Consider the following 21,823-nt stretch of genomic DNA (forward strand, 5'->3'; position numbering starts at 1 on the left):
TTGTCAGCCCCGAAATCGGTGGCTATAATACGGCCTCTTTTCCCTGATAGCTCAGTCGGTAGAGCGACGGACTGTTAATCCGCAGGTCCCTGGTTCGAGTCCAGGTCGGGGAGCCAGAACACTGAGAAGGGCCCCGCGAGAAATCGCGGGGCCCTTTTCTTTTGCCTGGGGCGCCAGCTGGCAATGGGTGTAGACTTGACAGCCAAGGAGGAGGGCGCCATGAAAGCTTGGATCCTGGCCGTTCTAGCGGCTACCACCCTGGCAGGATGCAGCACCCCGCAACACCAGCCGCCCGGCGAAAACCATGTCTACGACAAGGGGCCGCAGCCGGGGCAGCAGCAACCCTTCATCTGCCGCACCGAGGAATCCGGGCTGGGACAGCCTCTGGTCGACAACCAGCAGGGCATCGGCCACCCGGTGCGCGATGCCGGCGGTGGGGTGATCGGCTATAGCAGCCAGTGCGCCATCCGGCCGCGCATCCAGCATTTCTACTTCACCGGGACTGAATTCAAGCCTTGGGCGCCCGGCGGCGACAAGGCGCTGCCGGCGGACGTGCAGACGATTACCGTGAACGGTGCTGCCGTTCCTTTCGTGGTGCGGGTGGAGGTGGGCACCATCAACCGCTTTATCTATACGATTGCGATGCTGGAACGAGCGGCGTGGAACCGCAAGCTGGTGTACTGGATGCGCGGCGGCGTTGGCATCGGCCACCAGCAGGGCACGGCGATGTGGATGAACAATGGCTTGAACGGTTCGGAGAAAAAGCTGATGCCCAGGCTGCTGGCCGAGGGCTATGCGGTGGCCAGTTCGTCCGGCAACCAGACCGGGGTCCACTACCATATGCGGCTGGCGGAGGAGACGGCGGCCCAGACCAAGGCGCACTTTGTCGCGACCTATGGCCAGCCGCTGTACACAGTCGCCATCGGCGGCTCGGGCGGCGCGGTGCAGCAGTTCTTGTTTGCTCAGAACCGGCCGGGGATTTTCGATGCGGGCATTCCGGTGCAGCCTTACCCGGACATGGTGACGCAGTCGATCCCGATTTCCGACTGCCCCTTGCTGGGGCAGTACTTCCGCGACGAGGTGGCGCGCAATCCGTCTTCGCGCTGGGCTGTCTGGAGCGCCCAGTCGCTGGTGCAGGGCATGAACGCCAGCGATACCGCGCGCAACCCGATCACCGGCAAGGCGGGCAGTACGGAATGCATCAACGGCTGGCGCTTCGCCATGCCGACGGTGCTGAATCCGCGCTATCGCGACGCGCGATTCGACAAGGCGCTTGAGTTCTACGGCTACCGCAAGGATGCGCTGGACAAGGTCAAATGGACGCATTGGAATGACCTGGAGGATGTGTACGGCGTGGATGCCGAAGGCTATGCGCCAATCCCGATCGATAATGTGGGCGTGCAATACGGCCTGGCCGCGCTGGCGGCGGGCAAGCTGGATGCCGCCGAATTCCTGCAGCTGAACGCTTGCGTGGGCAGCTGGAAGGAGCAGCGCGATTTTGTGCCATGGAAGGCGGACAGCGATCCCTTCGATTCGGCCAATATGCAGCGCAGTGCGAGCTGCCGCGATCCGGCCGGCATGCCGGCGCCGCGCCGCGCGGGGGAACAGAAGGCGATCCGCGCCGCATTTGACTCCGGCCATGTCTTCAGCGGTAAACGCCTCGGCATGCCGGTGGTGACCGTGCTGCCGTACCTGGAGGCCGAGCTGGACATGCACAATGCGCGCCAGCCGTTCTCGGTGCGTGCGCGCCTGCTGGCTGCCAATCCAGCCGAGGCCAGGCGCCAGGTGATCTGGTTCGCGCGCGCCGACACCGATTTGACAGGGCAGGTGATGCAGGCGCTAGCGGTGCTCGACCAGTACCTGTCCAGCGGCAGCGCGCCGGCGGAATTTGCCGACCGCTGCGTGGATAGCGCCGGCAAAGTGATCGGTACCGGGCCGGAAGCCTGGAACGGGATCCTGGATGGCGGCAAGCCGGGAGTCTGCACGCAAGCCTTTCCCATCCATGGCAGTCCGCGCATGGTGGCCGGCGATTCGATCCGTGGCGACACCTTCAAATGCCGCCTGAAGCCATTGGCGACGGCCTTTGCGGATGGGACTTATGGACCGGCTGTGCGCTTCACGGACGCGCAGAAAGCCTGGCTGGCACGCATCTTCCCGCAGGGGGTGTGCGATTACAATAACGGGCTATGAAGATCCCACCATTGAAATACCTTGTCCCCGGCGCGGTTGCGGGGCTGCTGCTGGCGTATACCGGCATCGGCTTCCTGGCTGTGCCGGCGATCGTGAAGTCGCAGGCCAGCCAGATGGCAGCGGAAAAACTGCACCGCCAGCTGAGCATCGAAGAAGTCACGTTCAACCCGTTCACCCTGAGCGCCTCCGTGCGCGGCCTGCGGCTGATGGAGCCGGATGGCGCCACCGTCTTTGCCAGCTTCGAGCGCCTGGCGGCCGACCTGTCCTGGCAATCGGTGGCGCGCCTGGCGCCGGTGGTGCAGGAAGTGCGCCTGGGCCGGCCCTACGTCCACCTGTCGCGCAACGAGGCGAACAAGTACAACATCGACGATATCCTGCAGCTGGTTGCCAGCCAGCCGCCGTCGCCGGAGCCAGCACGCTTTTCGGTGAACAATATCCAGGTGGAAGAGGGCAGCCTGTCGTTCGAGGACAAGCCGGCCGGCGTAACGCATAAGGTGCAGGAACTGAAACTGGGCTTGCCTTTCGTTTCTTCGCTGCCGGCGGATGTGACGATTTTTGTGGAGCCGCTGTTCAGCGCGAACGTCAACGGCGCGCCGCTGCTGCTGAAGGGGAAGGCGCGGCCATTCGCAGAGCCGAAGGATTATGCGCTGGACCTCAAGCTGGATAAGGTGGACCTGACGAGCTACCTGGGCTATCTGCCGTTCAAGCCGGGCTTCCGCCTGCCGTCGGCGCAGCTGGAGGCGCAGCTGAATTTGACCGTGGTGCAGCCGAAGGACAAGCCGGCATCGCTGATGCTGGGCGGTGAAGCCAGCCTGACTGGCGTGCAGTTGCAGCAGCTGGACGGCAAGCAGGTGGCCAAGCTCGATGCATTGAAAGTCAGGCTGGCCAAGCTGGACTTGCTGGCCCAGCGCTACGAGATCGCGCAGCTTGACCTGGATGGCCTGGAGCTCGATGTCCTGCGCAACAAGGACGGGCAGCTGAACCTGGACCAGCTGGTGCCGGCTCCCGCGCCGGCCGCGGCCCCAGCTCCGGCCCCGGCACCCGCCCCGGCCCCGGTCCCGGCGGCGACGACCGGCCCGGTGGTGGTGCTCAAGGAGCTGAACCTGTCCAAAGCAGCCTTACGTTACGCGGACGAGACGCCGCAGGCGGCCCTGCGCGCCAACCTTGCCAAGTTCGGCTTGCGCGTGCAGGACATTGCCTTTGATGGCGCCAAGCGTACGCTGGATATCGCAGCGGTGACTTCCGGCAGCGCGGAGATCGACGTCCACCAGGGCAAAACCAGCGGCAAGGCCGCACCGGCCAAGCCAGCCGCCACGGGCAAGGATGAAGCGCCGCTGCAGATCAAGCTGGGCAAGCTGGCGATCAGCGAGTGGTCGGCCAGGGTGCGCGAAGACTTCCACGACGAGCCGACGGTGTTCAAGCTGTCGCCTTTGTCGCTGTCGATGGACGGCTACTCCAACGCCCCCGGCGCTGCGGCGGAGGTGGCGCTGAGCACCGGCATCAACAAAGGGCAGCTCGATATCAAGGGCCAGCTGGCGCCGGCGCCGTTCAAGGCCGACCTGGCGCTGGACCTGAAGAACTTTGACCTGCTGCCGCTGCAGCCGTATGTGACGGACTATGTGAACCTGCGCCTGGTGCAGGCCGCTGTGAGCAGCAAGGCCCGCCTGCAGCTGGAGACCGGCAAGGATGGCGCGGTAAGCGGCGGCTTCAAGGGCGACGTCAGCGTGAACCGTCTGTCCACGGTCGATAAAACCAGCGCAAATGATTTCCTGAGCTGGAAGTCGCTGGCTTTCGGCGGCATGGACGTGAATTTCAAGCCGTTTGGATTGAGTATCGAGCGCGTCGCACTGGACGATTTTTTTGCGCGTGTGATCATTGACCCGAACGGCCGCATCAATGTGCAGGACGTGGTGCGCAAGGAGGGAGAGGAAGGCAAGAGCCTGACGGAGGCCGGGGCACGCGCCCAGGCGGCGAAGGATGCGAAAGCGGGCAAGGGGACGCAGCCGGGTGAGGCGCCGAAGCCAGGCGAGACGCGGCTCGCGCAGGCGCCCGCCAAGCCGGCCGAACCGCTGCCGCCGATCCGCATCGGCAAACTGGTGCTGTCGGGAGGGCGGGTGCGCTTCACCGACAACTTCATCAAGCCTAATTACACAGCTAACCTGAAGGACCTGGCGGGAACCGTCAATCGCCTGTCATCGGACCCGGCGCACGATGCCACCGTCGATTTGCGCGGCCATGTGAGCGGGGCGCCGCTGCTGATCGCCGGCCGCGTCCATCCGTTGAAGCAGGAGCTGTCGCTTGACCTGCGCGCCGATGTGCGCGGCATGGAGCTGTCGCAGCTGTCCGCCTATTCGGACAAGTACGTCGGCTACGGCATCGAAAAAGGCAAGATGACGTTTGAAGTGGCCTACCAGCTGGAGAACCGCCAGCTGAAAGCCGAGAACCGGCTGGTGCTCGACCAGCTCACTTTCGGCAAGGAGAGCACCAATCCGGAGGCGACCAGGCTGCCGGTGCAACTGGCGGTGGCGCTGCTCAGCGACCGCAATGGGGTGATCGACATCAACGTGCCGATTGGCGGCTCGCTGGACGACCCGCAGTTCTCGCTGGGCGGGATCATCCTCAAGGTGATCGGCAATGCCATCATGAAAACCGTGACCGCACCATTTGCCCTGATCGGATCCCTGTTCGGCGGCGGCGAGGAACTGTCGATGCTGGAGTTTGACAAGGGCCGCGCTGTGCTGCTGCCGGCATCCGAGAACAAGCTGAAATCGCTGGCCAAGGCGCTGACCGAGCGTCCCGGACTGAAGCTGGACATCACCGGCCGCTTCGACGAGGAAGCGGAGACCGATGCGCTCAAACGCGTAGCGCTGGAACGCAAGCTGCGCCAGCTCAAGACGCGCGACCTGCAGGCGCGCGGTGCGGCCCTGCCGGAAGGCGGCGTGGTGGTCGCCAGGGAGGAGCAGGCGGCCTTGCTGGCGCGCGCGTACAAGGACGAGACCTTCGCCAAGCCGCGCAATGCACTGGGCATGGTCAAATCGCTGCCGCAGGAGGAGATGGAGAAGCTCATGCTGGCTAACATCCGCTTCGAGCAGGATGACTTCATCACGCTCGGCAACCGCCGCGCGCAGGCCGCCAAGGACTGGCTGGTGGGGCCGGGCCAGGTGGCGCCTGAGCGCATCTTCCTCGTGGCGCCGAAGGCCGGCGCGCCCGCCCGCGTCGATTTCGCGCTGCGTTAGGGAGGCCGCATGCTGCTGGAGCTGGATGGCGCCTTCCTGCACTACGCGCTGATCGATGGCGATGGGCGCAAGCCCTTGCTGGTGTTCCTGCACGAGGGCCTGGGCTGCACAGCGATGTGGAAGGGCTTTCCGGAGCGTTTGTGCGCGCAGACCGGCTGCGCGGGCCTGGTGTATGACCGCATCGGCTACGGGCTGTCTTCCCCGTCCGGCGCGCCGCGCAGCATCCATTACCTGCACCAGTCCGCGCTGCACGAGTTGCCTGCCTTGCTGCAGCGCGTGGCGCCGGGGCGCGAGCATATCGTCATCGGCCATTCGGATGGCGGCAGCATCGCCCTGATCTACGCCGCCGGCCGCCCGGCGGGCCTGCGTGCAGTCGTCACCGCAGCGGCCCACGTGTTCGTGGAGGAGATCACGCTGGAGGGCGTCCGCGAAGCAGTGCAGGCCCATGCAGCCGGCAAACTGCGCGGGCTGGCGCGCTACCACGGCGACAAGGCGGCACAGGTGTTTTCCGCCTGGGCCGATACGTGGCTGGCGCCGCCCTTCCGCTACTGGAACATCGAGTACCTGCTGCCGTCGATTGCCTGCCCGCTGCTGGCAGTGCAGGGCGCAGACGACCAGTACGGCTCCGGCGCCCAGCTCGGCGCCATCGAGCGCGCGGTGCCGGGGGCGCGGCAATTGCTGCTGCCGGGCTGCGGACATAGTCCCCACCTGGAACAGCCGGAAAGCACGCTGCAGGCCATGGCGGCCTTCATCAATCCTTTGGCGGCGGGCTGACGGGCGGCTTCTGCGGCTTGGCGTGTTTGAGCATTGCGGTCAGCAGGGTCACGTCTTCATCGTTCTCCACTGGTGCCGCGCTGCGCTGCGGCGTGACGGCCGCTGGCGCCCCGCGCCGGGCAAGCTTCGCCGGCTCCCGGGCTGCCGCAGCGGCCGGCCGTGCCGTACCCGTTTGGGGTGGCGTGCTGGCTGCGTGTGCCGGCGCGGCTGGCGGGGGAACAGGCGGTTCCACCTGGCTGACGATTGTCGCCGCCACAGGTTGGGGGATGTCAACGCGTTCGCGCGGTGCCGGACCGGGAGCGGTCGGCGCTGCCATCTCGCCGGGGGGCGGCTGTTTGTGCGCGCTTCCCAGCCACACCCAGGCCACGGCGCACAAGGACAGCAATCCCCCCGCCACGACCAATCTCGATCGCAGTGTCGCGCCCAGGCGCCAGCTGCGCGCCGGCGTCGGCAAGCTGCCGCCGTGCGCCAGGCGCGCCAGGATGCGATAGCTGTCATCCCGTTGCGCAGGTCCCGCAAACAAATCTGGCTGCATAAGCCCTCCCAAAGCTTGATTTCCGTCGACCCGCAAGCGCGCGGGCCAGCCTAGGATGGAAGTGTCGCGCGCCGCATGCGCTTTCGTATTGATGGAACGCACCATGTTGCTATTTTTCGTGGCGATTCTCTTTACCGGGGCCGTCGCAGCCGGCTGGCTGTTGCTGTTTCCACCCAAGCGCAAGCCTGGCCCACGCCAGCGGCGCCACTTCCTGATCGGCGCGGGCGCCCTGGCCCTGGCAGGAATGCCGCCGCTGCTGGTGCGCCTGATGCGTCCGCAGCAGATGCTGCCGGCCTTCGAAGCCAGCGCACGCCCCGTCGACCCGCAGATTGAAGCACTGCTGCAAGGCGAGCAGCTGGTGCCACCGCCGCCCTTGCCGCCGCTGGCCTTCTCCACGGCAGAGGTGGAGCTGCTGCGTCCCATGCTGTCCCTGGCGGACCGCGACTGGCAGCGCCTGGAGCCGGATTTCGCGCGCCGGCTGCTGCTGGTGTTTAACCTGATGCGCGAACGCCACGGATACGACATGGCGCTGCTGGAGGGCTACCGCAGCCCCGAGCGGCAGGATAGCCTGGCCGCAGCGGGAAGCCACGTCAGTAACGCGCGCGCCTTCCAGAGCTATCACCAGTTCGGGCTGGCCGCCGATTGCGCCTTTGTGCGCGATGGCCGCCTGGTGATCAGCGAACGCGATCCCTGGGCCATGCGCGGCTACCAGCTGTATGGCGAAGTGGCTGAATCGCTTGGCATGGTGTGGGGCGGCCGCTGGACGATGATGGATTTCGGCCACACCGAATTGCGCAAACGCGACGCCAGGACTTGAGGCGGCTCAAGGGCAAGCGTCCAGCTTGATGGCAACATCGGCCAACCTGCCTCCTTTTTTCTGCCCATCATGCTGCAACGAATCTGGTACGCGCTCACCGACCGCCGCCTGCTGAACATCCTGGCCTTGCTGCTGCTGGCCGGAGTGCTGTTCCTTGGCGCCGAACTACTGCAGCTGGCCCTGATCTGGGCTATCGGGGCGCTGCTGGCGATCGCGCTGCTGGCGCTGGCGATATGGTGGCTGAGGCGCTATCACGCCGAACGGCAGCAGGCCGTCCCTGCGCCCGAGCCGGCACCTGCCGAAGCGCGCGCGCAAGCGGACCTGGAGGCGGTGCGCAGCGCCATGCTGGAGGCGCTGGGGACGATCAGGAATTCGCGCCTGGGCCGCGCCTCGGGCGCGCGTGCGCTCTATGCGCTGCCGTGGTACATGGTGATCGGCAATCCGGCCGCAGGGAAGAGCAGTGCAATCACCCAATCGGGCCTGCAGTTCCCGGTGGCCGGGGCAAAGGCGATCCAGGGCGTGGGCGGCACCCGCCACTGCGACTGGTTCTTCGCCGCCGAAGGCATCCTGCTCGACACCGCAGGCCGCTACGCGGTGCAGGACAGCGACCGCAGTGAATGGCATGGCTTCTTGGGACTGCTGAAGAAGCATCGGCCGCGCGCGCCGGTCAACGGCATCATCATTGCCGTCAGCATCGCCGAACTGCGCGGCGAGGATCCGGAAGCCGTGCTCCAGCTGGCGCGCAGCCTGCGCCAGCGCGTGCAGGACCTGATCGAGCGGCTGGAAGTGTTTGCCCCGGTGTATGTCATGTTCACCAAGGCGGACCTGATTGCGGGCTTCGGCGAGTTCTTCGCCGACGCGGAAGCGGCGGAGCGCGAGCGTGCCTGGGGCGCCACCATGCCGTACAAGCACAACTCGGGCAGCCGCGACTTGCTGGCCTTCTTCGAGCAAAGCTTCGACGAGCTGTGCGAAGGGCTGCAGGAGATGGCCATCGCTACCATGACGCAGCGCCGGCGCGAGCTGGTTCCCGCCGGCGTGCATACCTTCCCGCAGGAGTTCGCGGCGCTGCGCGCGCCGCTCAAAGCCTTCCTCGCCACACTGTTCGAAGACAACCCGTTCCAGTTCCGTCCCGTGTTCCGCGGCTATTACTTCACCAGCGCGCTGCAGGAGGGGCAGCCATCGTGCGCGCAATCGCTGCATGTGGCGCGGCGCTTCGGCCTGATCCGCCCGGCCGAAGCAGCGGCGCGGGTCGCCGCCCAGGCCGGGTATTTCCTGCCCAAGCTGTTCCGCGAGGTGATCTTCGCCGACAAGGACCTGGTGACGCGCTACGCGAGCCGCAGGCAGCGCCTGCTGCGCATGGGCGGCTGCGCGGCCGCCGTCCTGCTGCTGGGGGCAAGCCTGGGCGCATGGACCTGGTCGTATTCCGGCAACGCCCAGCTGGTGGCCAACGCTGGCGCGGACCTGGACAAGGCTGTCAAGCTGCAGGCGCTGCGGCCGGACCTGCAGGCGCGCCTGGAAGCCCTGCAGCTGCTGCAGGACCGCATTGAGCAGCTGGAGCGGCTGGACCGGCATACGCCGTGGCAGCTGGGCATGGGGCTGTACCAGGGCGAAGCGCTGGGCCGCAAGCTGCGCAGCGAGTACTTCAAGGGCATGGCGGAGATCCTGCTCAAGCCGGTGGCGGGCAGCATCGAATCGCAGTTGTATGCCATGGGCCGGCGCGAGGCCGGCAGCGTGGAGGATTCCTATAACGCGCTCAAAGCCTACCTGATGCTGGCCGATAAGTCGCACGTGGAAACCGGCCACCTGGGCGACCAGTTGACGCGCCACTGGCGCGGCTGGCTGGAGACCAATCGCGGCGCCATGCCGCGCGAAGAACTGCTGCGGCGCGCCGAAGGGCTGCTGGCGTTCTTCCTGGCCCAGGTGAACGATCCCGCCTGGCCGCGCATCGAACCCAAGCTGGCGCTGGTGGACTCCGCGCGCGAGCAGCTGCGGCAAGTGGTGCGCGGCATGACCGCGCGCGAGCGGGTGTACGCCGAGATCAAGGCGCGCGCCAGTACGCGCTACCCGGCCATGACGGTGGCGCGCATGGTCGGCGAGCAGGACCGAGAGCTGGTGCAGGGCAGCCACGCGGTATCGGGCGCCTTCACGCGCGAAGCGTGGGAAGGCTATGTGCGCGGCGCGATCCGCGATGCCGCCAACAGCACCCTGCAATCGAGCGACTGGGTGCTGAAGACCGCCGAGCGCAACGACCTGACGCTGGAGGGTAGCCCAGAGCAGGTGCAGAAGGCGCTGACGGAAAGCTACAAGGCGGAGTACAGCAAGGAGTGGCTTCGCTTCCTGCAAGGGGTGGTGGTGGCCGGCATGCCGGACTTCCCGCGCATGGTCGAGGCGATGAACCGGCTGGGCGATCCCGCCATGTCGCCCCTGCTCAAGGTCTGGAGCGGCGTGGCGACGCAAACTGGCTGGGACAATCCGGCCCTGCTGAACAGCGCCATGCAGCAGGCCGACCCCGGCCTGGCGCAGTGGTTCAAGGCACGCTTGTTCGAGCGCGCCCCGAGCGGCAGTGCGGCCGTCGTCAATGCGGCGCTGCCGCAGGCGGCCGGCACGCTGGGCCGCGACTTCGCCCCGATCGCCGGCCTGGTGGCCAGCCGCGACAAGGATGGCTCGCTGCTGCGCGCCTACCTGGACAACCTGTCGCGCCTGCGGGCGCGCCTGAACGCCATCCGCAACCAGGGCGACCCCGGCCCCGGCGCGCGCCAGCTGATGCAGCAGACGCTGGAGGGCAGCGGCTCCGAGCTGGCCGACGCCTTGCGCCATGTCGACGAACAGATGATGGCCGGACTGGGCGATGCGCAACGGCAGGCGGTGCGGCCTTTGCTGGTGCGGCCGCTGCTGCAGGTGTTCGCGGGGCTGGTGGGGCCGGCCGAGGCGGAGATCAACAAGACCTGGCAGGCGCAGGTCTTCGAGCCCTTCAACCGCACGCTGGCGGCCAAGTTCCCCTTCGCGCCGGCCGGCAGCGCCGAGGCCAGCGCCGCCGAAATCGGGCAGGTGTTCGGGCCGGAAGGGGCGATCGCCAAGTTTGTCGCCGCATCGCTCGGCCCCCTGGTGGTGCGGCGCGGCGATGTGCTGGCGCCGCGCACCTGGGGCGATATCGGCATCACGATCCCGGCGCCGACCCTGCAGCGCTTTCCATCCTGGATGGCGCCGCTCGCCGCAGGCGGCGTGGCGGCCAGCACGCAGACCGTGTTCCAGCTGTTGCCGTATCCCGCCATGGGGCTGGCGGAGTATTCGCTGGAGATCGACGGCCAGGTGCTGCGCTTCCGCAATGGCGTGCAGCAATGGACGAATATGGTGTATCCGGGGCCGCAGGGCACGAGCGGCGTGCGCATCAGCGGCGTGACGCCGGACGGCAAGGCGATTGAGCTGTTCAGCGAGGCGGGGCCGGCCGGCTTGCGCCGCATGATCGATTCAGCAGCGCGCAAGCGCAAGGAGGAGGGCGTGCATGAACTTCGCTGGAGCAGCGGCAGCGCTGCCGTCGTGGTGGACTTGCGCATCACCAGTGCGCCCGGCAGCAGGCCGGAGGAGCGCGGTTTCCACGGCATGCGCCTGCCGCAAAGCGTGGCGGGCAAGGGAGGCATGCCATGACAGCCGGCGCACACGCCACGCAGCGCATCGCCTATTTCGGCAAGCTGCCCGGCCACGGCGACTTTGTGCGCTCGGCGGGCGACCAGGTGCTGGTGGAACTGACGGACCAGTGGCTGGCCAGCGTAATGCAGCGCCTGTCGGCCAACCCGCGCTGGCGCCAGCATTACGACGCCTGCCCGCCACTCGACTTCGCCTTCCTCGGCACGCGTACGCGGCAGGTGGTCAGCGGCCACCTGCTGGCCAGCCGCGACCAGTCGGCGCGCCGTTTCCCCTTTGCCTGCATGGCCGTGCACCAGGTCGCGGAGCCGCGCAGCTTCCTGCCGTGCAGCCCGCTGGCGCTGGCGCCGGCCTGGGCGCTGCTGGCGTCGGCGGCGGCCGCCGCACAGCCGGGCGACAGCAAACTGCCGCCCGCGCTGCCGGACCTGCCGGCGGCGCGCACCGCGCTGGACGATTACTTCGCCGTCGCTTCGGTGGCATCGCTGCAGGCGCAGTTGGACGGCGTGCCGGTGCGGCGCCTGTTGCTGGCGCTGGGACAGCTGCTGGCGCCGCTGCGCAACGGCGCGCCGCCGCCATCGCGCTGCCTGGCCTTGCCGTTGCCGCTGGACGCGACGCTGCGCGCGCCGGTGGCCGCATTCTGGATGACGCTGGCCGCACCGCTGCTGGCGCGGCACGACCTGGAGCTGGCGCTGTTCATGGCGCCGCTCGGCGGGCGTCCGGCATTGGTGCTGGGGCTGGACGGCGCCAACCCGGCCAGCCTGCAGGCGGTGATCGATCCGGAGGCGGCGCCCGGCGCCATGGTGCTGCTGGCCGACAGCGCGTGGGTGGAAGGCACGCTGGCCAGCGCGCCCGCGCTGCAGCGCCTGTCGGCCTGCCTGGAGCAGGGGCAGCTCGGCTTGCCATCCGCCATCCAGCTGTATTGCGAAACTTTTTGCTGAGCGGGAGCCTGCCATGCGCATGCTTGCATTGATTTTCGGCCTGGCGTGCGCGCAAGCGGCGGCGCAGGCAGGACCGGTGGTGGCATCGGGCACGGTGCCGGACGAGGCGACCAAGGCTGCCATCCTGCAGCGCCTGCGCGCGCTGTACGGCGCCGGGCAGGTGGTGGACCAGGTTGCGGTGGGCAATGTGGTGGCGCCGCCCAACTGGGGCAGCCATATGCAAAAGCTGCTCGGCGAGCCGCTCAAGCAGGTGCGCAGCGGCCAGCTGACGGTGGAGGGCAACCGGGTCGGCATCCGCGGCGACGTGGCGAATGAGGCCATGCGCCAGCAGGTGGCCAGCGACCTGGCCACCAGCCTCAATCCGACCTACACCATCAGCAACGGCTTGCGCGTCAACGCGCCGGCGCAGAAACTGCTCGATACGGCGCTGGCGAAACGCATCATCGAGTTCGAAAGCGGGCAGGCGGTGATACGGCCGTCCGGCATCCAGATCCTGGACGAGATGGCGGCGGCCATGGCGCAGATCAGCGGCCGCCGGGTGGAAGTGATCGGCCATACCGACAATACCGGCGCGCGCGAGGCCAACCTGGCCCTCAGCCTGGCGCGCGCCGGCGCGGTGCGCAGCTACCTGGCGGGCAAGGGCATTGCCGCGGCCAGCATCGCGGTCGCCGGGGCCGGGCCCGACCAGCCGGTGGCCGACAACAGCAGCGCGGAAGGGCGGGCGCGCAACCGCCGCATTGAATTCCGCGTGCTGGACTGACGGCGGCTAGGGCAGCGTGACGCTCAGGGTGGCCGGCCGCGCCGGCGGCTTGACCACGTCGTGGTAGGCGGCCAGGGTGGCGCTGGTGGAGCTGTCCAGCGTGAGCCGCATGGCGCCGAACGCCAGTGCCGCGGCCAGGGTGAAGACGCCGGCGGCGATCCAGTAAGGTGTGTTCGATTGCAGTTTGTGGGCGATGTTGTCGGGCCGGGCGGCGCGCGGCGCGAATCCTTTTCCCTTGCCTTGCAGGTGGGCGATCTCGTCGCCCAGGCGCGCCGCCAGGTAGGACAGGCGGTCGGCACCCTCCAGCGCGTAGCGCCCGCGAAAGCCGAGCAGCAGGCACATATGGAAGACCTGCAGCGCCTGCAGCCGCTCGCCGCCTTTCAGGCGCAATTGTTCCAGCTTGTCGAAGAAGTGTTCGCCGGCCAGCTGGTCGCCGAACAGCAGCAGCTGGAGCGGGCGGCGCTCCCAGGCATCGCGCAGCGGGAAGGCCGAGGCCAGGATGATTTCGTCAAGCGCCGCGCAGAACGCATACTTGGCATCCTCGATGTCGTCCACGGCGATGCGCTGGGCGCGCGCTTCGTTGCTGACGGCGTCGAGGAAGGTGCGGATGGCGGCGCCAAACTCCGCTTCCGCCGGCGGTGCGCTGCCATGGCGCAGCATAGACAGCATGTGGAAGCCCTCGTGCATCAGTTCCACCAGGCTCGGGATGCGTTGCTGCGGCGCCGCCGCGCGGCGTTCAACGAACTGGCTCATGCTGTCACCACCAGGAGTTCGAGCCGCAGGTCCTTGATCCCTGCCGGCACGTAGATGGAAATGGATTGCGCCTTGATCATCTGTTCGTACAGCACGCCGCGGTTCTCAAGGGCGAAATAGAAGGTGTCCGGCCGCACCGGTATGGCGGACGGCACCTGCGCCGCGTGCAGCAGCTTCACGCCGGGCATGGCCGACAGCACGCATTGCTCCACGTCGTCGGGCGCGCCGACTTTCACGCGCAGCGGCACCGCATCGACCAGCTCCAGGGCCGGCATGGCGGCGGCGATCGCCAGGTACAGTGCGGCGCCTGCGCCGATCTTGCCCGAATCGAGCTTGCCGGTATGGTAGCCGGGCTTCTCCTCATTCAGGGCGATTGCGAAGTAGCGGGCCGAGATAACGGTGTCGAGCAGTTCGCGGATCAAGCCATCGAGCTGCAGGAAGGACGGCCCGGGCGCGCCGTGCTCGTAGGCCGGGAGGCTGCCAAGGTGCACCAGCCGCGAATACGTCATCAGCCCGCCGGCCAGTCCCAGCATGGCCTGGTAGAGCCGTTCCGGATGCAGCCCCGGGTGGCGCAGGAAGTGCAGCAGCGTGGCGGCGGCGGTGGAAACCGTGTGCAGCAGCCAGAAGGAGGATACATCGCCGCTGCGGTACTCGATGACATTGCGGCTTGGCTCGCGCATATGGCCCTGCAGCGCATTGCTCTTGGCCTGCAGGGCGTCCATCAGCTGCTCCAGCAGCAGCTTGAGGCGCGGCGTGGCGCCGATCGACAGCGATGGCGGCATGAATGCCGGGTCGATCTCGAAGCTGCCGGACACCACGCGCCGCAGGTGGAGCAGGGGGAAGCAGTCATAGGCGCCACGCGGCTCGAGGTCCGATACCAGGCGCACCTGCTTGCGCAGGTAGGTCAGGCCAGCCGGCAAGGCATCGCTGAACAGGTCCGCCGTTTCGCGCTCGGACTGGGCGAAGCGGTCGGCGTCGTGCGCTGGCATGGCCGCGTAGTAGGTCACCTGCTGCACCTCGGGCGGCAAGGCTTCCAGGTCGACCGCCGGCGGCAGCGGATCGCTGCCCGGCGCGTCGAACATGCCGCCCTCGCGGAACAGGGCCTGCAGCGCAAGCACGCGCAGTTTGCCGTTGGCCAGCGCCGCGCTGTCCCATTCCAGCAGCTGCACGCCCCACAGCATCGGCTGCGCCGCCAGCGCCGTCGCGTGCAGGCGCGCTTCGTGATAGCGGTCTTGCTGCTGGAAGTGCTGCGGGCGCAGGAAAAGTCCTTCGCTCCAAAGTATTTTCGCCGGTAAGGCCATGCCGTTCTCCTCGTGTCCAGGCTTCCATTAAAGCCGCCGCGCAACCGGTCATGTTTGCGCCCGCGCAAACAGCGGCGCCGCCAAAGCCGCGGGCTTTGAGACAACGCAAGGGCATGCCGGCCAAGGTATCCAATAATGGCCTTCACTTTGCGGAAGGAGAGGACCATGCGCAAATCCCTGACGGCAGTACTGATTGGCGCGGCCACGCTGGCCGGCTGCGCGACCGATTCACCCCTGCAGCGCGGCGATAAAGCCGGCCTGCAAACCCTGGAGAGCATGCTGGCGGACGCCGACCGCGCGGCGGCGGCCGGCCAGCATGACAAGTCGCAGGCCGTACTGAAGGCCGCGGCGGCCAGCTATCCGGCCGAGAAGGCGCCGTGGCTGCAGATGGCGCAGACGCGCTTCGACCGCGCCAACTACAGCGAGGCCATCGTGCAGGCGCAGGAGGTGCTGCAGCGCGATCCTGCCGACAAGCAGGCGCACAGCATCATTGCCGTCAGCGGCCTGCGGCTGTCGACCCGATCGCTGGCGGAATTGAGCCAGCAAAGCAATCTTGGCGGCTCGGTGCGCAGCGAAGCGCAGGAACTGGCGCGCATGCTGCGCACCACGCTGGGCGAAGACGTGCTGGTGCCGGTGGCTGGCGCGAACAAGGCGCCGCGCAAAGTGGCGCCGCCGATCAAGCTGCCAGTGCCGCGCAGCGCGCCAAACCCGTCCACCGCTGCCGATCCTTTCGGCGCACTCAAATAAGGAGCAATCAATGGCTAACCGTGACAGCGTGCAAAAGCGCCTGGCCAAGGTCCGTCCACCGCGCGTGCAGATGACGTACGACGTTGAAGTCGGCGACGCGATGGAAAACAAGGAGCTGCCCTTCGTGGTCGGCGTCATGGGCGATTTCGGCGGCAATCCGGATGCGCCGCAGAAGCGCCTGAAGGAGCGCAACTTCGTCAACATCGACAGCGGCAACTTCGACGAAGTGCTGGCCGGGGTCAATCCGGTGCTGCGCTTTGCGGCGCCCAACCGGCTGGGCGGCGAGGGCGAGTTCCCGGTGGAGCTGCGTTTCGCGTCGATGCAGGACTTCCGGCCGGAGGCCATCGTGCGCCAGGTCGAACCGCTGGGCAAACTGCTCGAGGCGCGCAGCAAGCTGGCCGACCTGCGCAACAAGCTGGCCGGCAACGACCGGCTGGAAGACCTGCTGACCGACGTGCTGCAGAACACCGAAAACCTGGCGGCCCTGGCGCCCAAGGAGGACTGACATGACAGCGCAAGCAATGGCCGCAGCGCCGGCATTGGCGGAGCAGGGCGACCTGCTGGACCGCATCGTCGAAGAGAGCAAGGTCGCCAAGTCGAGCAGCGAGCATGAACGGGCGCGCGACATCATCGGCGAGCTGGCGCGCCAGGTGATGCAGGGCACGGTGCAGATGTCGCATAACCTGTCGGCCACCATCGATGCCCGGGTGGCGGAGCTGGACCGCATCATCTCCGAGCAGCTCAGCGCCATCATGCACACGCCGGCCTTCCAGAAGCTCGAGCAAAGCTGGACCGGCCTGCATTACCTGGTGCGCAGCACCGCCACCGGACCTGCGCTGAAAGTGCGCCTGCTGAATGTCAGCAAGCGCGAGCTGGTGCGCGACTTCCAGAGCGCGCTGGAATTCGACCAGAGCGCCGTGTTCAAGAAGGTGTACGAAGAGGAGTTCGGCACCTTTGGCGGCTCGCCGTATGCCGCCCTGCTGGGCGACTTCGAAATCTCGCGCCAGCCGGAGGACATCTACTTCATCGAGCAGATGTCGCATGTCGCAGCGGCGGCACACGCCCCTTTCATCAGCGCCGCCTCGCCGGAGCTGTTCGGGTTGGAAAGCTACGGCGACCTGGGCAAGCCGCGCGACCTGGCCAAGGTGTTCGACACGGTCGAATACGCGAAATGGAAGGCCTTCCGCGAATCGGAAGACGCGCGCTATGTCGGCCTGACCCTGCCGCGCTTCCTGGGCCGCCTGCCGTTCAACCCGGTCGATGGCACCACGGTGGAGGGCTTCAACTTTGTCGAGGACGTGGATGGCCGCGACCACCACAAGTACCTGTGGTGCAACGCCGCCTACGCCTTCGGTGCGCGCCTGACCAAGGCGCACGAGGAGTTCGGCTGGTGCGCCGCCATTCGCGGCGTGGAAGGCGGCGGCCTGGTGGACGACCTGCCGACCCACACCTTCAAGACCGACGAAGGCGAGGTGGCGTTGAAGTGCCCGACCGAGGTGGCCATCACCGACCGCCGCGAGAAGGAGCTGAGCGACCTTGGATTCATCTCCCTGGTGCACTGCAAGAACACCGCCTACGCCGCCTTCTTCGGCGCGCAGTCGGCGCAGAAGTCACGCCGCTACAGTTCGGAGGCGGCCAACGCCAACGCCGTGCTGTCGTCGCAACTGCAGTACATCTTCGCCGTGTCGCGCATCGCGCACTACATGAAGGCCATGATGCGCGACAAGATCGGCAGTTTCGCCGCCGCCTCCAACGTGGAGGACTTCCTGAACCGCTGGCTGATGAAGTACGTGCTGCTGGACGATAACGCCAGCCAGGAGCAGAAGGCCCAGTTCCCGTTGCGCGAAGCCTCGGTGCAGGTGAGCGAAGTGCCGGGCCGGCCCGGCGTGTTCCGCGCGGTGAGCTTCCTGCGCCCGCATTTCCAGCTCGACGAGCTGACCGTTTCCCTCCGCCTCGTGGCGGAACTGCCGCAAACCACCAACCACTGATAAGGAGTATTGCGATGGCAATTGACGTATACCTGCAAATCGACGGCATCAAGGGGGAGTCGACCGACGATCGCCACAAGGACTGGATCGAGTGCAAGTCGGTCAGCTGGGGCGTGGAGCAGCCGCGTTCCGCCACGTCCTCCACCGGCGGCGGCCACACGGCGGAGCGTTGCGAGCACCGCGACATCGTGATCACCAAACTGGCCGACCTGGCCTCGCCCATCCTGCTGCAGACCTGCGCCGCCGGCCGCACCATCCCCAAGGCCCGGCTGGAATTCATGCGCGCCGACGCGCAGGGCGAGCGGGTCAAGTATTTCGAGATCGAGCTGGACAACGTCCTGATCGGCGCCGTGTCGCCGGCCGTGAACGAGGGCGACATCCTGACCGAGGAAGTGGGCTTCAAGTTCTCCAAAGTGCGCTGGAAGTACACCCAGCAGCGTATCTCGGGCGGCATCGGCGGCAACACGTCGGGCGGCTGGGATCTGGCAGCGAACCGGATCGCCTGATTTTGGAGGGAGTTGCGGCTGCGGCGTGTGAGCGTTGCAGCCGCTTTTTTATGCGGAGGTGCGGAAATGGACGGATGCAGGCCGGGCTTGTTCGACCGCTTGCTGGGGAATCATCGCGGCGCGCGGTTCCTGTCGCAGGAGCAGCTCAAGGAAAGCGTGGCGCGCGACCTGGAAATGCTGCTCAACACGCGCACAGCCTTGCCGCAGGAGGCGCTGGCGGCCTATCCCGAGTGCGCGCGTTCGATCCTCAACTTTGGCCTGGCGGATTTCGCCGGGCTGTCGCACAGCAGCAGCGCGGACCGGGCGCGCATCTGCGCCAGCGTGCGCCTGGCCGTCGAGCGGCACGAACCGCGCCTGCGCGGCGTGCAGGTGTCGCTGGCACCGTCCAGCGGCACCGTCAACCGCATCGACATCGTCATCGTCGGCGTGCTGCAAGGGCATGGCGCGGAGGAGGCGGTCAGCTTCAGCGCCGCGCTGCAACCGTCATCGCTGCAATATTCCATCAAGCGCGGAGCCATCGCATGAGCATTCAACTGAAGACACTGATCGGAAAACTGAACGGCGCCTGCCGTGGCGCCGCCACCCGCGCTGCCAATATCGCCATCGGCATGGGCCATGGCGAGGTCGATGTGGAGCACCTGCTGCTGGCCATGCTGGAGCAGCAGGAGGGCGACCTGTGCACCATTGCGCGGCGCTGCGATGTCAGCCCGACGGCGCTGGAGGCCGACCTGCGGCGCGAGCTGGCCGGCGTGCACATTGCCGCGGCCCGGGTGCCGGTCTTTGCACGGCGCCTGCAACTGATGCTGGAACACGCCTGGCTGATTGCCTCGCTGGCGCTGCCGCAGCCGGACCAGGTGCGCGGCGGCCACCTGTTGCTGGCGCTCCTGACCGAGGCGGAGCTGTCGCAGCAGGCGGCGCGCGTCTCCGGCCTGTTCGCGCGCTTCCCGGTGGACGGTCTGAAGCACCGCCTTGAGAAATATGTGGCGGGTTCGGCGGAGGCCGCACCGGCAATGCCCGCCACGCCCGCCGTGGCCGACTCGCGCGACGCGCCGGCAGCTGCGAATGCGCCGGCGCTGGCGCAATACACCGTCAACCTGTGCCAGCTGGCGCGCGACGGCAAGCTGGACCCGGTCATCGGGCGCGCCGCGGAGGTGCGGCAGCTGATGGACATCCTGCTGCGGCGGCGCCAGAACAACCCGATCCTGACGGGCGAGGCGGGCGTCGGCAAGACCGCCGTGGTGGAAGGACTGGCGCTGCGCATCGCCGCCGGCGAGGTGCCGCCCCCGCTGGCGAACGTGGCGATCCATGCGCTCGACCTGGCGCTGCTGCAGGCCGGCGCCAGCGTGCGCGGCGAGTTCGAGGCGCGCCTGAAGAATGTGATCGACGAGGTGCGCCGCAGCCCGCATCCGGTGGTGCTGTTCATCGACGAGGCACACAGCATGATCGGCGCCGGCGGCGCGGCCGGGCAGGGAGATGCCGCCAACCTGCTCAAGCCGGCCCTGGCGCGCGGCGAGCTGCGCACCATCGCCGCCACCACCTGGAGCGAGTACAAGCGTTATTTCGAGAAGGACGCCGCGCTGGCGCGCCGCTTCCAGGTGGTCAAGGTGGAGGAGCCGGACGAGGACAAGGCGGCAGCCATGCTGCGCGCCATGGTGCCGTTGATGGAGGCGCACTTCGGCGTGCGCGTGCGCGACGATGCGGTGACGGCGGCGGTGCGCCTGTCGCACCGCTACATCAACAGCCGCCAGTTGCCGGACAAGGCGGTCGGCGTGCTGGACACCGCCTGCGCGCGCGTGGCGCTGGGCCAGTGCGCGGCGCCCGCCATGCTGGAGGATGCGGCCTGCCAGATCGAGCGCCTGTCGGCGCAGATTGCGGCCCTGGAGCGCGATGCGGCCAGCGCGGCGGGCGCGGGCGACGGCGCACCGTCAGCGTTGCCGGCCCTGCGCGATGAGCGCGGCAGCCTGCAGGCCTGGCATGGCGAGCTGGCTGCGCGGCATGAGCGCGAGCGCGAACTGTGCGCCCGCGTTGCCGCGCTGCGGCGTGACGGCGCCGGCGAGGCGGCGGCGGCCGCCCAGGCCGAGCTGCAGGCGCTGCAGCGCGAGCAGCCGATGGTGCCGCTGGAGGTAGACCGCCATGTGGTGGCCGGCGTCGTGGCGGCATGGACCGGCATCCCGGTCGGCCGCATGCTGCGCGACGAGATCCGCACGGTGCAGCAGCTCAAGCCTGCGCTGGAATCGCGCGTGCTGGGCCAGGCGCATGCGGTGGAGGCTATCGTGCAGCGCATGCGCACCGCGCGCGCCGGGCTGGACGATCCGCGCAAGCCGAAGGGCGTGTTCCTGCTGACAGGCCCGTCCGGCGTGGGCAAGACCGAAACCGCGCTGGCCCTGGCGGACCTGCTGTATGGGGGCGAGCGCAAGCTGGTCACCATCAACATGAGCGAATACCAGGAGCCGCACAGCGTGGCCGGCCTGAAAGGCTCGCCGCCCGGCTACGTCGGCTACGGCGAGGGCGGGGTGCTGACCGAGGCGGTACGGCGCTGCCCCTACTGCGTGGTGCTGCTGGACGAAGCCGACAAGGCGCATCCGGACGTGCTGGAGCTGTTCTACCAGGTGTTCGACCGCGGCATGCTGGAAGACGCGGAAGGCCAGCTGGTCGACTTCAGCAACACCGTCATCATCCTGACGTCCAACCTGGGATCGGGCGCCATCATGCAGGCTTGCCTGAACCGCGCGAACGGCGCGCTGCCGACGCCGGAAGAACTGGACGCCCTGCTGCGGCCGCAACTGGTGCGGCACTTCAAACCGGCCTTCCTGGGCCGCTTGCAAGTGGTGCCGTACTACCCGATCTCCGACGAGGCGCTGGCCCAGGTCATCGCACTGAAGCTGGGTCGGATCGGCCAACGCATCGCCGAGAACCACCATGCGGAATTCTGCTGGGACGACGCGCTGGTGCAGGCGGTGCTGGCGCGCTGCACCGAGACCGATTCCGGCGCGCGCAATATCGACAACATCCTGCACGGCAGCCTGCTGCCCAGCGTTGCCGACGTGCTGCTGGCGCGCATGGCGGACGGCGCGCCGGTCAGCAAGGTCAAGGCCGGCGTCACGCGCCAGGGGCAGTTCCGCATCACCACCAAATAGGAGGGCCTATGTTCACGAACGAGGATTTGCTGGTGCCGCTGGGCGAGAACCACCCATGCGGCGAGGATGTGTCGTTTGATGCCTGCATGGACGCGATCGCCGCCGCGCGGCGGCACGACGATCCCACGCTGGAGCAGGGCGAGTGGGCGACGCCGCTGCACAGCGCCGACTGGCCGCTGGTGGCCAGCCGCTGCGCCGAACTGCTGCGCACGCGCAGCAAGGACCTGCGGCTGGCCGTCTGGCTGGCGGAGGCGCGCGCCCACACCCACCAGCTGCGCGGCCTGGGCGATGGCTTCATGCTGCTGGCCGGCCTGTGCGAGCGGTACTGGGAGCATGTGCACCCGTTGCCGGAGGGCGGCGAACAGGAACTGCGCACCGGTAACCTGGCCTGGCTGCTGGGGCGCACGCCGGCCCTGCTGGCGGCGATGCCGGCGCCGGCCGATGCGGCGGCGGCCTGGCAGGACGCGCAGTACTGCGCCGACGCGCTGCAGGCGCTGCA

At 67.9% G+C, this 21,823-nt stretch carries 17 protein-coding genes and 1 tRNA gene; 15 read left to right on the top strand and 3 right to left on the bottom strand.

What is annotated here, in order from left to right:
- Positions 1-40: 40 nt before the first annotated feature.
- The 4 genes from ACE3TQ_RS19635 (at position 41) to ACE3TQ_RS19650 (ending at position 6,200) form a co-directional block, all read left to right on the top strand.
- Positions 41-116: transfer RNA gene (locus ACE3TQ_RS19635), tRNA-Asn, on the top strand.
- 103 nt (positions 117-219) lie between these two features.
- Positions 220-2,190, top strand: coding sequence for a DUF6351 family protein (locus tag ACE3TQ_RS19640; RefSeq protein ID WP_374584115.1), 1,971 nt, complete (start codon positions 220-222; stop codon positions 2,188-2,190).
- 11 nt (positions 2,191-2,201) lie between these two features.
- Positions 2,202-5,426, top strand: coding sequence for a DUF748 domain-containing protein (locus ACE3TQ_RS19645; protein WP_374584117.1), 3,225 nt, complete (start codon positions 2,202-2,204; stop codon positions 5,424-5,426).
- A 9-nt stretch (positions 5,427-5,435) separates the two neighbouring features.
- Positions 5,436-6,200: an alpha/beta fold hydrolase gene (locus ACE3TQ_RS19650; RefSeq protein ID WP_374584119.1), complete on the top strand. Its 765-nt coding sequence runs from the start codon at positions 5,436-5,438 to the stop codon at positions 6,198-6,200.
- Here the strand turns inward: ACE3TQ_RS19650 and ACE3TQ_RS19655 are convergent.
- The gene (locus ACE3TQ_RS19655; protein ID WP_374584121.1) at positions 6,178-6,735 is read right to left on the bottom strand and encodes a hypothetical protein; all 558 of its coding nucleotides are present in this window, start codon (positions 6,733-6,735) and stop codon (positions 6,178-6,180) included. The genes ACE3TQ_RS19650 and ACE3TQ_RS19655 overlap by 23 nt on opposite strands.
- 103 nt (positions 6,736-6,838) lie before the next feature.
- On the opposite strand from ACE3TQ_RS19655, the gene ACE3TQ_RS19660 reads away from it, so the two are divergent.
- The 4 genes from ACE3TQ_RS19660 (at position 6,839) to ACE3TQ_RS19675 (ending at position 12,892) form a co-directional block, all read left to right on the top strand.
- Complete coding sequence (locus ACE3TQ_RS19660) at positions 6,839-7,552, top strand: M15 family metallopeptidase (protein WP_374584123.1); 714 nt, start codon at positions 6,839-6,841, stop codon at positions 7,550-7,552.
- A gap of 69 nt (positions 7,553-7,621) precedes the next feature.
- Positions 7,622-11,197, top strand: coding sequence for a type VI secretion system membrane subunit TssM (tssM, locus tag ACE3TQ_RS19665; RefSeq protein WP_374584125.1), 3,576 nt, complete (start codon positions 7,622-7,624; stop codon positions 11,195-11,197).
- Positions 11,194-12,132 carry a type VI secretion system-associated protein TagF gene (gene tagF, locus ACE3TQ_RS19670; protein ID WP_374584127.1) on the top strand — a complete coding sequence of 313 codons (939 nt, stop codon included), beginning with the start codon at positions 11,194-11,196 and terminating at the stop codon, positions 12,130-12,132. The genes tssM and tagF overlap by 4 nt, the downstream gene beginning before the upstream one ends.
- A gap of 13 nt (positions 12,133-12,145) precedes the next feature.
- Complete coding sequence (locus ACE3TQ_RS19675) at positions 12,146-12,892, top strand: OmpA family protein (RefSeq protein WP_374584129.1); 747 nt, start codon at positions 12,146-12,148, stop codon at positions 12,890-12,892.
- A gap of 6 nt (positions 12,893-12,898) precedes the next feature.
- Here the strand turns inward: ACE3TQ_RS19675 and icmH are convergent, their stop codons facing one another.
- Together icmH and tssK are read right to left on the bottom strand one after the other, a co-directional pair.
- Entirely contained in the window at positions 12,899-13,645 is a 747-nt protein-coding gene (gene icmH / locus ACE3TQ_RS19680) for a type IVB secretion system protein IcmH/DotU (protein ID WP_374584131.1), read from the bottom strand.
- Complete coding sequence (gene tssK, locus ACE3TQ_RS19685) at positions 13,642-14,946, bottom strand: type VI secretion system baseplate subunit TssK (protein WP_374584133.1); 1,305 nt, start codon at positions 14,944-14,946, stop codon at positions 13,642-13,644. The genes icmH and tssK overlap by 4 nt, the downstream gene beginning before the upstream one ends.
- Before the next feature lie 165 nt (positions 14,947-15,111).
- Between tssK and ACE3TQ_RS19690 the strand changes: the two genes are divergently transcribed.
- The 7 genes from ACE3TQ_RS19690 to tssA form a co-directional block, all read left to right on the top strand.
- Positions 15,112-15,693: a tetratricopeptide repeat protein gene (locus ACE3TQ_RS19690; protein WP_374584135.1), complete on the top strand. Its 582-nt coding sequence runs from the start codon at positions 15,112-15,114 to the stop codon at positions 15,691-15,693.
- Positions 15,694-15,703: 10 nt separating this feature from the next.
- Positions 15,704-16,198 (top strand): type VI secretion system contractile sheath small subunit, encoded by a 495-nt coding sequence (tssB, locus tag ACE3TQ_RS19695; protein WP_374584137.1) that lies wholly within the window; start codon positions 15,704-15,706, stop codon positions 16,196-16,198.
- A 1-nt stretch (position 16,199) separates the two neighbouring features.
- Positions 16,200-17,681, top strand: a complete 1,482-nt coding sequence (gene tssC / locus ACE3TQ_RS19700; protein WP_374584139.1) for a type VI secretion system contractile sheath large subunit — start codon at positions 16,200-16,202, stop codon at positions 17,679-17,681.
- A 14-nt stretch (positions 17,682-17,695) separates the two neighbouring features.
- Positions 17,696-18,187: an Hcp family type VI secretion system effector gene (locus tag ACE3TQ_RS19705; RefSeq protein ID WP_374584141.1), complete on the top strand. Its 492-nt coding sequence runs from the start codon at positions 17,696-17,698 to the stop codon at positions 18,185-18,187.
- A 66-nt stretch (positions 18,188-18,253) separates the two neighbouring features.
- The gene (tssE, locus tag ACE3TQ_RS19710; RefSeq protein ID WP_374584143.1) at positions 18,254-18,712 is read left to right on the top strand and encodes a type VI secretion system baseplate subunit TssE; all 459 of its coding nucleotides are present in this window, start codon (positions 18,254-18,256) and stop codon (positions 18,710-18,712) included.
- Positions 18,709-21,324 (top strand): type VI secretion system ATPase TssH, encoded by a 2,616-nt coding sequence (gene tssH / locus ACE3TQ_RS19715; protein WP_374584145.1) that lies wholly within the window; start codon positions 18,709-18,711, stop codon positions 21,322-21,324. Before tssE ends, tssH begins: the two co-directional genes overlap by 4 nt.
- Positions 21,325-21,332: 8 nt before the next feature.
- Positions 21,333-21,823: type VI secretion system protein TssA (gene tssA, locus ACE3TQ_RS19720; protein ID WP_374584147.1), on the top strand; the 491-nt coding region annotated here is incomplete at its 3' end.

The sequence above is a fragment of the Pseudoduganella sp. genome, assembly GCF_041914865.1.
Lineage (GTDB): Bacteria > Pseudomonadota > Gammaproteobacteria > Burkholderiales > Burkholderiaceae_D > Rugamonas.

Coding starts and splice junctions, on each gene's coding strand:
- ACE3TQ_RS19640 (WP_374584115.1), top strand. CDS start 220: ATGAAAGCTTGGATCCTGGCCGTTCTAGCGGCTACCACCCTGGCAGGA.
- ACE3TQ_RS19650 (WP_374584119.1), top strand. CDS start 5,436: ATGCTGCTGGAGCTGGATGGCGCCTTCCTGCACTACGCGCTGATCGAT.
- ACE3TQ_RS19655 (WP_374584121.1), bottom strand. CDS start 6,735: ATGCAGCCAGATTTGTTTGCGGGACCTGCGCAACGGGATGACAGCTAT.
- ACE3TQ_RS19660 (WP_374584123.1), top strand. CDS start 6,839: ATGTTGCTATTTTTCGTGGCGATTCTCTTTACCGGGGCCGTCGCAGCC.
- tssM (WP_374584125.1), top strand. CDS start 7,622: ATGCTGCAACGAATCTGGTACGCGCTCACCGACCGCCGCCTGCTGAAC.
- tagF (WP_374584127.1), top strand. CDS start 11,194: ATGACAGCCGGCGCACACGCCACGCAGCGCATCGCCTATTTCGGCAAG.
- ACE3TQ_RS19675 (WP_374584129.1), top strand. CDS start 12,146: ATGCGCATGCTTGCATTGATTTTCGGCCTGGCGTGCGCGCAAGCGGCG.
- icmH (WP_374584131.1), bottom strand. CDS start 13,645: ATGAGCCAGTTCGTTGAACGCCGCGCGGCGGCGCCGCAGCAACGCATC.
- tssK (WP_374584133.1), bottom strand. CDS start 14,946: ATGGCCTTACCGGCGAAAATACTTTGGAGCGAAGGACTTTTCCTGCGC.
- ACE3TQ_RS19690 (WP_374584135.1), top strand. CDS start 15,112: ATGCGCAAATCCCTGACGGCAGTACTGATTGGCGCGGCCACGCTGGCC.
- tssB (WP_374584137.1), top strand. CDS start 15,704: ATGGCTAACCGTGACAGCGTGCAAAAGCGCCTGGCCAAGGTCCGTCCA.
- tssC (WP_374584139.1), top strand. CDS start 16,200: ATGACAGCGCAAGCAATGGCCGCAGCGCCGGCATTGGCGGAGCAGGGC.
- ACE3TQ_RS19705 (WP_374584141.1), top strand. CDS start 17,696: ATGGCAATTGACGTATACCTGCAAATCGACGGCATCAAGGGGGAGTCG.
- tssE (WP_374584143.1), top strand. CDS start 18,254: ATGGACGGATGCAGGCCGGGCTTGTTCGACCGCTTGCTGGGGAATCAT.
- tssH (WP_374584145.1), top strand. CDS start 18,709: ATGAGCATTCAACTGAAGACACTGATCGGAAAACTGAACGGCGCCTGC.